The 15012-nt window shown below is 68.7% G+C and carries 16 protein-coding genes; 6 read left to right on the forward strand and 10 right to left on the reverse strand.

The annotated features are described in order from the left end of the window. Positions 1-6 precede the first annotated feature (6 nt). The 3 genes from BARAN1_RS01735 to BARAN1_RS01745 all read right to left on the reverse strand — a co-directional run bounded on the left by BARAN1_RS01735 (position 7) and on the right by BARAN1_RS01745 (position 3384). A complete protein-coding gene (locus BARAN1_RS01735; RefSeq protein ID WP_122030617.1) occupies positions 7-957 on the reverse strand; it encodes a hypothetical protein in 951 nt (316 codons plus the stop codon). A 222-nt stretch (positions 958-1179) separates the two neighbouring features. Then, positions 1180-2799, reverse strand: a complete 1620-nt coding sequence (locus tag BARAN1_RS01740; RefSeq protein ID WP_122030618.1) for a histidine kinase N-terminal 7TM domain-containing diguanylate cyclase — start codon at positions 2797-2799, stop codon at positions 1180-1182. A gap of 84 nt (positions 2800-2883) precedes the next feature. After that, positions 2884-3384, reverse strand: a complete 501-nt coding sequence (locus BARAN1_RS01745; protein WP_122030619.1) for an 8-oxo-dGTP diphosphatase — start codon at positions 3382-3384, stop codon at positions 2884-2886. Between the two features lie 493 nt (positions 3385-3877). Between BARAN1_RS01745 and BARAN1_RS01750 the strand changes: the two genes are divergently transcribed. From BARAN1_RS01750 to pheS, 3 genes are all read left to right on the forward strand, one after another. Next, on the forward strand, positions 3878-4564 hold the full coding sequence (locus BARAN1_RS01750; RefSeq protein WP_122030620.1) for a DUF1538 domain-containing protein: 687 nt from the start codon (positions 3878-3880) through the stop codon (positions 4562-4564). Between the two features lie 31 nt (positions 4565-4595). Then, the gene (locus BARAN1_RS01755; RefSeq protein ID WP_122030621.1) at positions 4596-4913 is read left to right on the forward strand and encodes a P-II family nitrogen regulator; all 318 of its coding nucleotides are present in this window, start codon (positions 4596-4598) and stop codon (positions 4911-4913) included. Between the two features lie 224 nt (positions 4914-5137). Beyond that, positions 5138-6139, forward strand: coding sequence for a phenylalanine--tRNA ligase subunit alpha (gene pheS / locus BARAN1_RS01760; protein WP_122030622.1), 1002 nt, complete (start codon positions 5138-5140; stop codon positions 6137-6139). 58 nt (positions 6140-6197) lie between these two features. On the opposite strand, the gene BARAN1_RS01765 is transcribed toward pheS, so the two are convergent. From BARAN1_RS01765 to BARAN1_RS01785, 5 genes are all read right to left on the reverse strand, one after another. Next, complete coding sequence (locus BARAN1_RS01765; protein ID WP_122030623.1) at positions 6198-6971, reverse strand: nucleotidyltransferase family protein; 774 nt, start codon at positions 6969-6971, stop codon at positions 6198-6200. Between the two features lie 135 nt (positions 6972-7106). Next, positions 7107-7838, reverse strand: a complete 732-nt coding sequence (locus tag BARAN1_RS01770) for a class II glutamine amidotransferase (RefSeq protein WP_122030624.1) — start codon at positions 7836-7838, stop codon at positions 7107-7109. 7 nt (positions 7839-7845) lie between these two features. Next, entirely contained in the window at positions 7846-8436 is a 591-nt protein-coding gene (locus BARAN1_RS01775) for a flavodoxin family protein (protein WP_122030625.1), read from the reverse strand. A gap of 58 nt (positions 8437-8494) precedes the next feature. Then, a complete protein-coding gene (gene polX, locus BARAN1_RS01780; protein ID WP_122030626.1) occupies positions 8495-10207 on the reverse strand; it encodes a DNA polymerase/3'-5' exonuclease PolX in 1713 nt (570 codons plus the stop codon). After that, positions 10204-10422, reverse strand: a complete 219-nt coding sequence (locus BARAN1_RS01785) for a DUF6485 family protein (protein WP_231944280.1) — start codon at positions 10420-10422, stop codon at positions 10204-10206. The genes polX and BARAN1_RS01785 overlap by 4 nt, the downstream gene beginning before the upstream one ends. Positions 10423-10451: 29 nt before the next feature. Between BARAN1_RS01785 and BARAN1_RS01790 the strand changes: the two genes are divergently transcribed. From BARAN1_RS01790 to mnmA, 3 genes are read left to right on the forward strand one after another with little or no spacing between them, the layout of a single operon-like run. Then, complete coding sequence (locus BARAN1_RS01790; RefSeq protein WP_157959379.1) at positions 10452-11672, forward strand: alkaline phosphatase family protein; 1221 nt, start codon at positions 10452-10454, stop codon at positions 11670-11672. Between the two features lie 11 nt (positions 11673-11683). Continuing rightward, entirely contained in the window at positions 11684-12037 is a 354-nt protein-coding gene (locus BARAN1_RS06755) for a cupin domain-containing protein (protein ID WP_269460772.1), read from the forward strand. A gap of 6 nt (positions 12038-12043) precedes the next feature. Continuing rightward, positions 12044-13081, forward strand: coding sequence for a tRNA 2-thiouridine(34) synthase MnmA (mnmA, locus tag BARAN1_RS01800; protein ID WP_122030628.1), 1038 nt, complete (start codon positions 12044-12046; stop codon positions 13079-13081). Between the two features lie 2 nt (positions 13082-13083). Here mnmA and BARAN1_RS01805 read toward each other — a convergent pair whose 3' ends face one another. Both BARAN1_RS01805 and nikB read right to left on the reverse strand, forming a co-directional pair. Further along, positions 13084-13956 carry an ABC transporter permease gene (locus BARAN1_RS01805; protein ID WP_162297730.1) on the reverse strand — a complete coding sequence of 291 codons (873 nt, stop codon included), beginning with the start codon at positions 13954-13956 and terminating at the stop codon, positions 13084-13086. Next, on the reverse strand, positions 13953-14975 hold the full coding sequence (nikB, locus tag BARAN1_RS01810) for a nickel ABC transporter permease (RefSeq protein ID WP_122030630.1): 1023 nt from the start codon (positions 14973-14975) through the stop codon (positions 13953-13955). The genes BARAN1_RS01805 and nikB overlap by 4 nt, the downstream gene beginning before the upstream one ends. Positions 14976-15012 lie beyond the last annotated feature (37 nt).

The raw sequence follows: 15012 nt of genomic DNA on the forward strand, positions 1-15012 counted from the left end.
TCCCTCCTACGGTTGGGGGAACGCGAGGTCGGAGGGCCCCCACTGCGAGAGTACCGCCCCGGGGAGCGAGGTCTGGATGAGCTCGTGGATGATCTCCGCGTGCTTCACCTTCTCGCGGCCCCAGTCGGCGAGCATCTGCCCCGACACCCACGGCTTGTACAACGCCCCTGGGCCGGCGACGCACGCGGGGCCCGGTTCGAGCTTGAAGTAGCACGGGGCGCAGGTCCGCACCATCTCCGGGGCATCGTAGAACCGGTTGAACCCGCCGAAGCTGTCGGTGAGGAAGATGTGGAGGTCCATCGGCAGGCGCACGGCCTGGCGGATCGCGGCCAGCTCCGGCAGGTCGAGGTCCCCCACCGGATTGAACGTGTTCGCCCCCAAGCTCTCGAGGACCTTGGCCCCCGCGGCGTTCCCGTGCCCGGCGAACACCGAGACCTTGAACACGACGTCCGGGGGGAGATCCCCCGTGGCCCTCATCTGGGCAAGGAGCCACAGGAGCCCCTCGTCGAGGACGAGGAACCCACGGAACCCAACCTCCACCGCGCGCACGATGTCGGCGATCACGTAGCGCAGCTGATCTGAGCCCCGAAACCGGAGGCCGGACATGCTCCCCTCCGGCGTCACGAGCTGGCGGCCGGTGTCCCACCCCGAGCGGGGGCCGGGGGTGAGGATCACCTCCACCTTCGCCTCCGCCGCGATCTGGGCGAAGGCCTTGAGCTCGCTCCGGGTGAGGAGCGTTGCCCCCATGACCACCGAGATCATCCGGTGCACGGCGATCTTTCGCTTGCGCGCTTCGTCGATGACCGCCTCCAGGACCTCCGGCCGCTCGACCCCGGAGATCTCCATCCGGTACTGGGCCCCGTCGGGGAAACGGTGAGGGCTCGTCGGGAGATCGTACGCATCCCGGCCCGGGATCCCGTGTTTCTCCATGAGCTTTGCTACCTTCCGCTGGTCCATCGTGCCTCCTGATTCGGTTGAGGAGTGGACCGATGATACCCGCAACGGAGGGCAGCGGGGTGAGGGGCTGCACTCGCCGGATGGGCAGGAGATCACGTGCCCCCTCTCGGTGACCGGCCCGACTCGCAGCAAGACCGCGACCGAGCCTCTCGATGACGCCTGCCATCGAACTCCGCAACCTCACGAAGCTCTACGGCCCTTCTCCAGGACCGCACGGGGGGCCTAGCTCCGGACATCTCCCCGTGCTGTGCAGACCCGGTTTCGTCCCATCCCTTTTGCGCGGTACAGGGCCCCATCGGCCGCGTGCACGAGCTCGTCCGGGGTCACGCCGTGGTCGGGGAAGGCCGCGGCCCCGGCGGACAGGGTCGGACCCGTCCCGAGACCGAGGCCAGGGACCATGGCCGCGGCGAACGCGCGGCGAATTTCGTCCGCCCGCCCTACGGCCGTGGAGAGGTCCGTCTCCGGCAGGACGAGCACGAACTCCTCCCCCCCCAGCCGACAGGCGATGTCCCCCGGGCGGGTGAGGCGGGTCAACAGCCGTCCGAGCACAACGAGCAGCTCGTCCCCCACGCGGTGACCGTAGGTATCGTTCGTCTTCTTGAAGAGGTCGATGTCGAACAGCACCACCGCCAGAGGGCGGCCGTCGTGCGTGGCCCGCTCGAGGAGGCGGGGGAAGGCCTCGTCGAAGTACCGGCGGTTGAACACCTTGGTCAACGGGTCGCGGAGCGCCTGCTCCCGAAGCTCCTTCTGGAGGCGCTGGACCTCCTGAACCTGTGCGTGCAATTCCTCGTTGGCCTCCTGGAGCATCGTCTCCGATCGATACTGCCCGGTCACGTCGCGGACAACGAGGAGATGGCCAGTGGGCCCCGCGATGCCCCCCTTCAGGGGTGTCACCCGCACGTCGAGGCGGAGGAGGGGATCCTGGGACGCGGTGAGCTCGAGGTGGGACTCCTCATGCGGGAGGAGATGGGGTGCGATCTCCGGCCAGATCGCAAGCGCGTGAGCTGCTTCCGTTCCGAGGGCCTCCGCCGCCAGCGAGAGGAGAGCTCGCGCCGCTGGGTTGGAGTCCACGATCCGCCCCGCGGCGTCCACCACGATGATCCCGTCGCTCATCCGTTCGATGAGCGCCTCGCGGGCCGCCGGCACCAGCTTGAACAGGTGGAGGGGGACGATGGCGACGGAGAGGGTGAGCCCGCTCAGGAGGAAGCTGATCGGCGCGAGGTCCAGCCCCGGGACGGGGGTGAGGCCTATCGTGTACAGGAGGCCACCGAGGATGGGGAACACCGCAGCAACCAAGATGGCCGCCGTCTGCCGCCGCTGGGGAATGGGCGCGCGGAGGGCAGAGGAGACGAGCAGGGACATGGCCAGGGCGAGGTAGATGTAGAGCCCAACGACCACGATGAAGAAGGCCGGGCCGTGGTGGTAGACGAGGATGTTGGACCTCGGCGGCCCGGAGGTGAAGCCGGTCCAGATCCAGTGGTGAAGGTCGTTCGTCGCCACGAGGGCGACCTGGGCGATGGGGAGGGCCCATAGGAGCGCCAACGTGCGCCGCGACCTCCCCGCGGTCCGCCCGGTGTAACGGAGGGCGAAGAAGAGGAACAGAGCCGCAGAGCTTCCTGAGCCCGCGTATTCGAGGGTGGACAGGAGGATCTTCAGACGGAGCGGGACGGCGGCAGATTCCAGCCCCACCGCGAGCGCCCACCACGCTACGGCGAACATGGTGGCGGCGAGAGCAGGGATGCCCCGGATCCGGCGGTAGCGCATGAGGCCAATCGCCACCCCAACCGCGAGGGCACTCGTGGTAAGGAGCACGATCGCCAGGGGTGTCCATTGCCAGGTCATACTGAAGGTGATTGTCGGATAAACAAAGAGGATGGCCCGGACCTCAGTCCCTTCCCCCCTGGACTGTGGTCGCGGGCGATTCGGTCACGGCAAGCCGGACGGGGCCCTGTGTAGCTCGAAATTGAGGAGGGCATCGCCGTCGAACGTGAACCGTCCGGCGAACCGCTCGCCGCGGAGCATCCACGGGAACCAGATGCGGTCATCGGCCCACATCCGGTCGAACGGGATCTCATCCACGGGGACCCAGAACGGGATCGCCTCGTCCGATTCCCGTGGCTCGCCGCGGCAGTCGCCCGCCCGAAACACGTGGACGAGGAGGGAAAGGCCGTCGGTGAACTGGAACCGGAGCTCACCGCACGGTTCGACGCCCAGCGGGGTGATCCCCAGCTCCTCTTCCACCTCGCGCACCGCGCACGCCGCCGGCGTTTCCCCATGCTCGACGTGGCCGCCCGGGCCGTTGACCTTGCCCGCCCCCAGGCCCCGCTTCTTGTGGATGAGGAGGATCTGCCCATCGCGGATGACGAAGAGGAGCGTTGCCTCCTGCTCGGGTTCCCACCTCGCCCAGTCGATGTCTTCGATCCTCATGTCCTAGAGGACATTCTACCCGGGCCCGTGCCCGGGAGGAGCAAGTTCCCACCGGATGATGATTCTCGCGAGGTGAGCCGGGGCAAGCGAGACCTCTCCCGGTCGGTTCGATGTTTGGGGCCGTGGTGGCGCCAGGGGGTCACCGGCGGTGAGGGACGCGTCCCCCGTCTGCTGGGTCTCCCCGAAGCGGCGGATAGCGAGCCGCTCCTCTATACTCCCGATGCCCCCGGTGATCGGGGAGCCCGCGCCCTGGGGTTGTGCTTACGGCCCTCTCGCGAGCGGGGGGGCAGGGCTTGCCCGTAGGCGAAGGAGGTGCGTGAGGAAGGGGACGTTCGAGCCGGATAACGTTGAGCTGGTGGGTATCGCGGCAGCTGCCGGTCGGGGATGTGGTGTGTCCCGGTGTGGGACTACGATCACGGCGACAGCGCTGGAGCCAAGGTGGCCACCCAACCGGGGCAACTTCCACCTGCATCCTTGTTGAGGAGGGACCAGAGTGCTCAAGGACTTGCTCTATGCCTTTAGGATCCTAAGCCCCATTGTCTTCGGTCTCGCATTGTTTCAAATCCTGATCCTGAGAAGCCCCCTTCAGAAACCCTATACCCTGTTGGGAGGTTATCTCCTGACCCTTGTCGGCCTGTTTATGTTCTTGAAGGGGATCTCCCTCTGCCTGATCCCCATCGGGGAATCCGTTGGCTCCAACCTGCCGGCGTTGGGCAGCCGAGTGCTGATCATCGGCGTGGGGTTCCTGTTGGGGTACCTGTCCACCCTGGCTGAACCGGCGCTTCAAGCCTTGGCCATGGAGGTTGAGGAGGTTTCTATCGGCGCTTTGCCGAAGAGCACGCTGGTCCATGCGGTGGCCGTCGGCTTCGGCGTCGGGATGTCGCTAGGCATCGCCAAGATCCTCTTCCGGATCTCCTCAGCGAAGATCATCATCCCTCTCCTATTGGTCAGCCTTGTGCTCACGTATTTCGCCCCGGCGGGCATCGTGGGCATCGCCTTTGATTCTGCCAGCGCCACAACCGGTCCGATCAACATTCCCATCAGCATGGCGATCGGCATCGGCCTTTCCAAAGTCATTGTCGGTAGCGACCCGTTGCTGAACGGGTTTGGCTTGGTGGGCCTTACTTCACTTGGCAGCGCCATTTCCGTTCTGGTGATGGGGATGTTCAGTGGGATCTAGCTGGTTAGCAGAGAATGAGGGGGGTCCAGTTATGCACTTCATCGTTGTGATCATCGTCGTGGCCCGCGGGCAAGCTGACCACGTCGTGGAAGAAGCGAAGAAGGCGGGGGCATTGGGGGCTACCATCCTGTTCGGACGGGGGACAGGGGAGAAGGAGTTCAGGAAATTCTTCGATCTGCACATTGAATCATCCAAAGAGGTCATCTTCATACTGACCGAAGAAGAGAAGAGCAGACCGATCGTCAAGGCCGCGGTCGAGGCTGGGAGGCTCAACGATCCAGGGACCGGCATCCTCTTCACCATGCCGGTGATCGATGTCATCGGCCTGCACCATCGGGAACCCCTGTAGGTGCAACTTCCGTGGCCTCACGGGGCACCAGACCAGCGGGGGTGTCTTCGGCCGGTCGGGTGGAGGGAGCCACCGCCGCCGGGCGGGAACCCGTGGTTCCGCTCAAGGGGAGGAAGCGGGCAGCGCAGAATGCGTTTCCCCAAGCCCGAGCAGCTTGGGAACCGGAGTGGGTTCAGCTGGCCGCTCGCCCGCGCCACACACCTGGGCGCGTATAATCGGGCCCCATGACCCTCGACGAGCTGGAGGCGCGGTGCGAGGAAGTGCGGATGGAGTGGGCGCAGGCGAGCGCCGCCGCCCACGACCCAGAAGCGCTAGAGGCGCTGCGGGTCCGGTTCCTCGGCCGCAAGGGTTCGGTCACGTCGCTCTTCGACGCGCTTCGTGCCCTTCCCCCCGATGCGCGGGCCACCGCCGGGAAGCTCCTCAATGCCCTCAAGGGGGAGATCACCGCCGCGCTCGACGACCGTCGGGGGGCGCTCGAGCGGGAGGCGATCGGAGCCCGGCTCCAGGCTGAGCGATGCGACCTCTCCCTCCCCGGGACGTGGCGGCCGCTGGGGCGGCTCCATCCCCTGACCCAGGTCCGCCTCGAGATCGAGGACATCTTTCAGAAGCTCGGGTTCGATGTGGCGAGTGGGCCCGAGGTGGAGACGGACTACTACAACTTCGAGGCCCTCGCGATCGGGGCCGATCACCCCGCGCGGGACGATTGGGACTCGTTCTATATTGAGGATCGCCTCCTCCTCCGCACGCACACCTCGCCGGTGCAGATCCGGGTCATGAAGTCCCAGCCCCCTCCGGTGCGGATCGTGTGCCCGGGCCGCTGCTACCGGCGGGACGACCCCGATGCCACCCACTCCCCGGTGTTCCACCAGATCGAGCTTTTGTGGGTGGAGAAGGGGCTCACGATGGCCCATCTGAAGTGGATCATCGGGGAGTTCGTGAGCGCGTTCTTCGGCCCCGGGTACGAAATGCGCTTCTCTGCGGACTTTTTCCCGTTCACCGAGCCGTCGGCCCAGATCCACATCCGCCGACCCCCCGGGGATTGGCTGGAGATCATGGGGGCGGGGATGGTGGACCCGGCGGTCTTGGTCGAGGTCGGCTACGATCCGGAGGAGGTCAGCGGGTTCGCGTTCGGGCTCGGGGTGGAGCGGATGGCGATGCTCCGCTGGGGGATCGAGGACATCCGCCTCTTCTACCAGAACGACATCCGGTTCCTTTCACAGTTCTAGGCGCCTCGCTCGACCAGGCCTTCCGCCTCACCCCCCATCGCGGGTCGCCCATTTTTCCCTAGCGGGCACCCCAGGTGCGGAACGCTGCCTTGCCCTCCGCGGTGAGGAACGCCCAGCGGATGAGGCTCGTCCGATCGCGGTCAAGCGAGATCCCCCCGTGATCGAGCCAGGCGTGGACGGCTCCCAGGAGTTCCTTGATTCCCTGCGGTGTGGGGGCGGAGAGGAGGGCCGCCATCCGGGCAGGGATCTCCTCCGGAACGCCGAGGAGCCGCAGCTCCTCCGCCGCCCAATGGCGGGTCGGGGCCCACGAACCGCAGACCACGGCGAGGAGCTTCGTCAGAGCCACTAAGCCTTCCCCGAGGACGAGCCGCGTGGCGAGGTCGCTCCCCCGGTCGAGGCACTTCGCCGCCCGGCCGAGGGCGAACACCGTCTCCAGGTAATGGACCCGCACCCGCGTCGCTTGCACCTCCGCCGGCAGCGCTGCCAGACGGGGGAACAGCTCACCAAGCAAGCGCTGGGGATCGTGGAGGATCACCGCGTGCTGGAACGGGTAGTGGTCGAGGTCGAGGGGCGAGCGCTCCATCGCCGCGAGCTCGCTCCACGGCCGGAGGTAGAACTCGTGGTCCACCCGCCGCGGTGGCCCATCTTCGATTGCGAACACGTGCCGCTCCTCCAGCCCGGTTCGCTCATAGGCCTCATCCTCCACCGCGACCTCGAGGTCGTAATCGGAGATCCGGTCCCGGAACGGTCGGCTCGCCGAGCCGACGAGGTACACCCCGATCACCCCCGGCCGCCCTACGTACCTCTGCGCAAGCTCCCGTGCGTGCTCCATGGGCGAATCCTACCCGCGAAGGGTGGGGGAGCCGGGACAGGCCCGAGGCCCGTGGCCGGGCGTGGCTCCCCGACCCGCAGGCCCCCGCCCAGCCGTGAGGGGGCTCACCGCCCCGCGTGGCGACGGCCGCGGTCGCTAGCCCAGCCCCGGAGCACCTCCGCGACCCACATCGTACGCCCTCGCTTCCCCATCAGGGCCCACAGCGAGGAGGGTCCCGTTCGGCATGGGTTCCCATCCCGCCCGGCCGTCCACGGGTTCGGACGCCACGACCACGGCCCCGTCCCCCCCGCGCCGATGGAGGGTGTAGTAGTCTGGATCCCGGGTGTGGCAACAGAACGCGTAGAGGGAGGAGCCGTCGGTGAGGAGGAGGTTGAGGGCGGTGTAGTCGTGGATGAACCCGAGGAGCTCCCGCAGTGCCTCGACCAGCCGGTCCGGGGTCCGCGGGTGCCACGCCCCTGCGAGCCAGTCCAGGATTCGCTGGGAGTCCGTCCCGCTCCCGTCCCCGAGGGATGATGTGTCCCGCACGGTCCCGTTGTGGGCGAGGAACACCCCGTCCCGAACGAGGGGGTGGGCGTGGATCGCCCCCCGCATCGCCCGGTACTCGGGCGAGGCCTTGCGGGCGTGGGCGATGAGGAGCGTCGTCTCCGGGGACGGATCCCCGGGGAGCCCGTCGTTCCCAGCGAGAGCCCCCCCGCCCCAGCGGTGGAGCCTCATCCGACCCCGTGCGTCGCGGTAGGCCCACCCCACGCCATCGCGGTGGGGGGCCTTCGCCCCGCGGAGGCTGAGCGCGAGGAGCCCATGATCCTCCAGGAGGTACCGGCGGAGGGGGAACGGTGTTCCGGCGAGGGCCCCGACGAGCCGGCACATCGTCCGACTACCCCTCGACCTCTTCGGCGAGGAGCCGGCCCAGCTCCTGCGCCCCCTCGAGGGGCCTCTCCTCGTCCTGGGCGAGGTCCCCCCGACCCGCCACGCCGTAGTACGGGTAGCGCTTCACGGTGAGCGGGGTCATGCGCAGGGACACGGCGAACTGGAACAGGTACTGGAAGACGTCCCACGGATCCGTGCCCCCGGTCGCGGCCACGAGGGCGCACGGCTTGTCCTCGAGCAGGTGGGCTCCCTTGTGGTGGCGCAGGTCGTGAAAGTAGGCCAGGCACACCAACCGCTCGCACACCGCCACCAGCCGCGATGGGACGGGGAAGTAGAGCGGGGACCCGATCACGAGGCCGTCTGCCTCCTCCATCTTCTGGATGAGGCCCGGGAAGTCATCCTTGACCACGCACTTGTAGGGCGTCTTGGCGCAGACCTCGTAGCAGCCCTGGCAGGGCCCGATCTCGAGCTCGGACAGGTGCACGGTCTGCGTCCGCATCCGGGGCTTCGCTTCCTTGACGGCGCTCAGGACCGCCTCCACCAGCTGGCCCGTGTTCCCCTCGTTGCGCATCGAGCCGACGATGCCGAGCACCTTCATTGCGCCACCTCCGGGGCCGAGCGTACCGTCCCGGGCGCGGCGGGTGCAAACCGCCCCTTCACCGTCCGCGCTTGCGGGCGGCGAGGAGGTCCTCCACGGGAAGCGTGTTCAAGATATGTTCCGCCGTCGCCCAGCCGCGACGGGCGGTGATGACCCCGAACTCGAGGAAGTCGAGGTGGCCAACATCGTGGGCATCGGTCCCGATCGCGAGCCGGGCCCCGAACCCGATTGCCCGCCGGATGAGCTCCGCCCCGAGGTCGAGCCGCTGGGGATGGGCGTTCACCTCGAGCGCGGTCCCCGTCTTCGCTGCCCGGCGGAACACCTCGTCCCAGTCCGCCTCGCAGGGGGGGCGCTCCCCGATCAGGCGGCCGGTGGGATGGCCGAGGATGTCCACCCCCTCGTCCTCCACCGCCCGCAGGAGGCGGTCCGTCATCTCCTTCCTCCCCAGCCGGAGGTGGGTGTGCACGGAGGCGATGACGAGGTCGAGGTCCTTCAGGAGGTCGCGGGGGACATCCACCGTCCCGTCGCGGGCGATGTTCGCCTCGACGCCCGTGAGGAGCGTCAGGCCAGCTGTCTCGTTCCGGCGGCGCACCTCCTCGATCTGGCGGCGGAGGTCGTCGGCGGATAGCCCGGGGATGGCCTGGGCGAACCGGAGGTGGTCCGTGATCGCGATCGCCCGGAGCCCGCGCTCCGCGGCGGCGCGGGCCATTGCCAGGAGGGTCGCCTCCCCGTCCGAGGAATCGGTGTGCACGTGGAGGTCGCACCGGACCCGGCGCGCGTCCACGAGCTCGGGGAGGGTGCCCGCCTCGGAAGCAGCGATCTCGCCCCGGTCCTCGCGCAGCTCGGGCGGGATGTAGGCGAGGCCGAGCGCCCGGTAGATCCCCGCCTCGTCCTCTCCGGCGAGGACCTCCCCGTCCGCGGAGGTGAGCCCGTACTCGGAGAGCTTCCACCCCCGAGCCGCCGCCCGCTCGCGGAGGCGGATGTTGTGCTCTTTCGAGCCGGTGAAGTACTGGAGCGCTGCGCCGAACGCATTCGCGGGGACGAGGCGCAGGTCCACCTGGAACCCGTCGCTGAGGCGGATCGAGGACCTCTTTGGCCCCTGGGCGAGGACCTCCGCCACGTCGGGGAGGGAGCAGAACGCGCGCATCGCCTCGTCCGGGCGGTCGGACACGGCGAGGAGGTCGAGGTCGCCCACCGTTTCCTTTCCCCGCCGCAGCGAGCCCGCGGGCTCCACGTGCCGGTAGAGCCCGGTCGCCATGAGCTGCTCCACGAGGTGGCGGGCGAGGGGCCACGCCCGGCCGAGGAGGAGCCGCTTCTCCGCCCCCCGCGTCTCGGCCAGCCCTCGCCTGATCTTCTGTTCCGTCTTCTCCCCGAGGCCCTTCACGCTGCGGATCCGCCCCTCCGCGGCGGCCCGTTCGAGGTCGGCCAGGTTCCGGATCCCGAGCTCCTCATAGAGGAGGCGGGCCGTCTTCGGCCCGATCCCCTCGACCTGGGTCAACGCGCGCAGCTCCACGGGGAGCTTCGCCTTCAGCTCCTCGTGGTAGGCGAGCTTCCCCGTGGCCACGATCTCCGCCACCTTCTGCGCGATCGCCTCCCCGACCCCGGCGATCTCGGTGAGCCGCCCCTCCGCCGCGAGGTCCTCGATCGGCGTCGGACAGTCCTCGATCGCCCGCGCCGCCCTTCGGTAGGCCCGGGGCTTGAACGGGACGCCCTCCAGCTCGAGGAGGTCCGCCACCTCGTACAGGATCTTCGCCACGAGCGCGTTCTTCATTGGTGGAGCTCCGTGAAGCGGCGGAACGAACGGTCGTAGGTCCGCTCCACCTCCGGGGGGAAACAGCATGCCGGGAGCTCGCCCTGGCTGAGGTGGTAGGCGAGGCAGGCGCAGCAGTTCCCCTTGCGTGGGCACGTGGGCCAGGTGCACGGGCAGCGGGCCAGGTTATCGTCGAGCTTCGGACAGGTCGACATCGCGTCTCCCCACCGGGTCATGGGGGCTGACGGCTATAATGCCCCAGACCATGAGCAACCGGCAACAGATACTGAAACGCATCCTGGACGATACAGGCGGCCACCGCCCCCACTACGAACGGTACTCCCTCCTCGCCGTCCCGGCGACGATCGAGGCCCTGTTCGGACTCCCCACCACGGGGCCCTCCCTCAAGGCCGAGCTGGGCCTCCCCCCGTCCGAGGTGGTGATGAGCGTGATTGTGGATGGGCTCGGCTACCACAGTCTGGAGGCACTGCGCGAGAAGGGGGTGGTGGATCTCGGCCCGACCCTCGCCGGTGGTCACTACCTCCCCCTCACGTCGGTGTTCCCCTCCACGACCACCGCAGCCCTCTCCTCCCTCTCCACGGGCTTGAGCCCGATCGGCCACGGGGTGCTGGGGTACAAGCTGTTCCGGTCCGAGGTGGGGTCGGTGGTGGATATGATCCGCCTCACCACCCCCGGCGGCCGCGACAACGCGCTGGAGAAGCTGGGCATTCCTCCCGAGCGCGTGCTGCAGGCGAGCACCGTGTACCAGCGACTGGCCGCGGCGGGGGTGGCGACGACCCTCTTCCTCCCCAAGTACCTCGTGGATTCGGGCCTGTCCCGCGCCCTGTACCAGGGGGTGGAGCACACGGTGCCCTACCTCACCTCGTCCGACCTCCTCATGCACATCGCCCACGCGGGGCGGGGCCCGAAGCCGGCTCTCCTCAGCGTGTACTGGCCATCCACGGACAGCCTTGGCCACGTGTACGGTCCCACCACCCAGGCCTTCGAGCTGGAGGTGGCCCACGTGTTCCGCATCCTGGGCCAGGCGTGCGCGATGCTGCCCCGGGGGACGACCGTCCTCGTTACCGCCGATCACGGGTTCCACGAGGCGGATCCCGCTGCCGACATGGTCTCCTGCCCCGCTCATCCCGCGCTGCGGGATGGGCTCCTCCTCCCCCCGGTCGGGGATCCCCGCGCCTCGTACCTATTTGTACGGCGCGGGCACGAGGAGGAGGTGCAGGCGTTCTTCTCTCACTCGTTCCCCGACGAGTTCGCCGTCCTCGCGGTCGAGGAGGCGTTGGCCCGCCAGCTGTGGGGGCTCGACGAACCCACCCCGTCTGTGCGGGCCCTCCTCGGCGACCTCCTCGTCCTGTCGCAGAAGCGCAAGTTCCTCCTCTGGCCGACGGAGGAGTTCAAGCTGAGGGGGCTCCACGGGGCCCTCACCCCGGGCGAGCTGTACGTGCCGCTCCTGGCCAAAGTGGTGTGAAGGAGGCGAGAGTGGCGAGCGTGAAGAGGATCGCCGACATCAAGGTGCGGGATATGTCGAATGGGGCGGAGATCGTGGGCGTCCAGAAGCGGGTCCTGATCGGTCCGGCCGATCGGGCGCCGACGTTCGCGGTGCGCCAGTTCACCCTTGGCCCCGGCGGCCACACCGCGGCCCACAGCCATCCGTTTGAGCACGGGGTGATCGTCCTCCGCGGGACGGGGACCGTCCTCACCCCCACCGGCCCGGTCGAGATCGGGGAGGGGAGCGTGGTGTTCGTCCCCCCCGGGGAGCACCACCAGTTCCGGAATACCGGCCCCGGATCGCTAGAGTTCCTGTGCGTCATCCCCGTCGAGCACGAGACGTGACCGTGGATGGCGCAGCGGGTGTTGGTGGGGCTATCGGGGGGAGTGGACTCCACGATCGCTGCCCACCTCCTCCGTGAGGCGGGCTACGAGGTCCACGGCCTGACCCTGTGGCTCTGGGATCCCGCCGGTCGACGGGAGAACCCCTGCTGTTCGGTGGATACGGCTTCCCTCGCCGCCCGTGAGCTGGGGATCCCCCATGAGGTGGTCGAGGTCGGGGCGGAATTCCGCCGGCTCGTCGTGGAGCCCGCGCTCGCAGCCTACCAGAGCGGCCTCACCCCCAACCCGTGTGCGGTCTGCAACCGCGAGGTGCGGTTCTCCCTCCTCGTTCGGGAGGCGGAGGCGCGCGGGATCGCGTTCGTCGCCACCGGGCACCACGCCCGGATCCGCCACGCCGCGGACGGGGCCCACCTCTGGCGCGGTGCCGACCCCGCCAAGGACCAGTCCTATTTCCTCTACCGCGTCCGCCGCTCCGAGCTCGCGCGCGCTCTGTTCCCGGTGGGCGAGCGGACGAAGTCCGAGGTCAAGGCCCTGGCGGAAGCCCTCGGCCTGACGGCGGCCCGGCTCCGGGAGAGTCAGGACCTGTGCTTCGCCCCGGGGGGCATCCCGTCCCTCATCGCGGATTCCCCGCCCGGCCCGATCCTCGACCTCTCCGGGCGGGTGGTGGGGGAGCACCGGGGGCTCCCCCACTACACCGTGGGCCAGCGGCGCGGCCTTGGCCTGTCCTCCCCGGAGCCCCGGTACGTGGTGGCCCTCGACGGGAGGACGAACGCGGTGATCGTGGGACCGGAAAGCGCCCTGTACGCCGATGAGCTTGTGGCCACGGATCTCTCCTGGATCGCGGGGGCACCGCCGGGAGCGCAGTTCAGAGCGGAAGTCCAGATCCGGTACCGCAGCCCGGCTACCCCGGCCGAGGTCGCGATCGGGGGGGAGGAGGCCCGCGTCCGGTTCGCGCATCCGGTGCGGGCGATCACCCCGGGCCAGGCGGCCGTGTTCTACCGCGGGGAGGAGGTGTTGGGCGGGGGGATCATCGCCTCCCCCTGCTAGCGTCATTCGGGAAGGGGGACCCCGGCGAGGCGTGGATCGAGGGCGTCCCGCAGCCCCTCCCCGAACAGGTTCATCCCCAGCACGAACAGGAAGATCGCGATCCCGGGGAAGGTGGAGATCCACCATCCCCGTGCCGCGTACAGGTACTGCCGGCCGTCGGCGATGATCGTCCCCCAGCTCGCCTGGGGGGGCTGAATCCCCAATCCGAGGAAGGACAGCGCGGCCTCCATGAGCACCACCCACCCCACGCGGAGGGTTCCGATGACGATCGCGGACGGGATCACGTTGGGGAGGAGATGGCGGAACAGGATCCGGGTCGGCGTAGCGCCGATGGCGCGGGCCGCCTCGACGAACGCCGCCTCCTTCATGGTCAGGACCTCGCTGCGCACGATCCGGCACGAGGTGGTCCATTCCTTGAACGCCAGCGCGATCACCATGTTCAGAAAACCTGGGCCGAACAGGGCCATGAGCGCGATCGCCAGGATCAGGTACGGGAATGCCAGCAGGACATCCACCGTGCGCTGGATCACCGTGTCCACCCATCCCCCCACGTAGCCGGAGATGAGGCCGAGGCTGACCCCGACCACGGTGCAGACGACGATCACGAGCAGCCCAAGGGAGATCGAGACGCGCGACCCCGCGATGATCCGGCTCAGGAGGTCTCGCCCCAAGTTGTCCGTCCCCAGCGGGTAGATCCAGTCCCCCTCGGCGGACACGGCGGGCGGCTGGAGGCGCCGGGAGAGGTCCCCGCGGGTCGGATCGTGGGGGACGATCCACGGGGAGAGGAGGGCGATGAGGGTGAACGCCCCCACCAGCCCCGCCCCTCCGAGGGCGAGGCGGTTACGCCGGAACGCGCGCCACGCCCGGCCCCTCACCTCTTCCCTCCTCCCGCCGCGACGCGCGGATCGAGCCGGGCGTAGGAAAGGTCGGCGATGAGATTGAGGAAGACGTAGGTCACCGCGTACACGAGGACACAACCGCGGATGAGGGGATAGTCGCGGCTCTCCACCGCTTCCACCACCAGCCGCCCCAGGCCTGGCCAACTGAACACGGTTTCCACCACCATGTTCCCGCCCAGCAGTGCCCCCACGTTGAGGGTGATCGCGGTCACCACCGGGAGCAGGGCGTTGCGGAGGGCGTGGCGGAGGATGACCCATCGTTGGGGCAGGCCCTTGGCCTGCGCCGTGCGTACATAGTCCTGATGGATCGTTTCAAGCAAGCTCGACCGGGTGAGGCGCATCGTCATCGCCATCATCCCCGCCGATAGGGCGAGGGCGGGCATCACCAGGTGCCGCAGGATGTCCACGAACGCGGGCCAGTTGCCCTGCAACATCGCGTCCAGGAGAAGGAAACCTGTCTGCCAGTGGAGGCCGGTGCCATAGGATGCCCGCCCCGCCACGGGGAGCACCTTGAGCATCACCGAGAACACGAAGATGAGGATGAGGCCCAGCCAGAAGCCGGGCAGGGACACCCCGAGGAGGGAGACCGTCGTCCCGATCGCATCGAGCCACGTGTTGCGCCGCACGGCGGCGACCACCCCCGCCGGGATCGCCACGAGGAGGGCGATGAGCGATGCGAACAGCGTCAACTCGATCGTGGCCGGGAGCCGTTCCCCGATCAGGGTCGCCACCGGGCGGCGGTAGATGATGGACTGACCGAGGTTCCCGCGCAGGATTCCCCCGAGGAACAGCCCGTACTGCTCAACAAACGGGCGATCCAGGCCGAACTCGTGGCGGACACGCTCGATCTCCTCCTGGGACACGATCCCCGCCTGACCCATGAATAGCTGCACCGGATCTCCCGGGGTGAGGTACATGAGGAGGAACACCACGAACGTCACCCCGAGGAGCACGGGGACCGCTTGCCCCAGCCGTCGCAGGATATAGCCGGACACAGAAAGAGTGGGGAGGGGCGCCGATCGCCCCTCCCCT

It is taken from the genome of Candidatus Bipolaricaulis anaerobius (genome assembly GCF_900465355.1).
Lineage (GTDB): Bacteria > Bipolaricaulota > Bipolaricaulia > Bipolaricaulales > Bipolaricaulaceae > Bipolaricaulis > Bipolaricaulis anaerobius.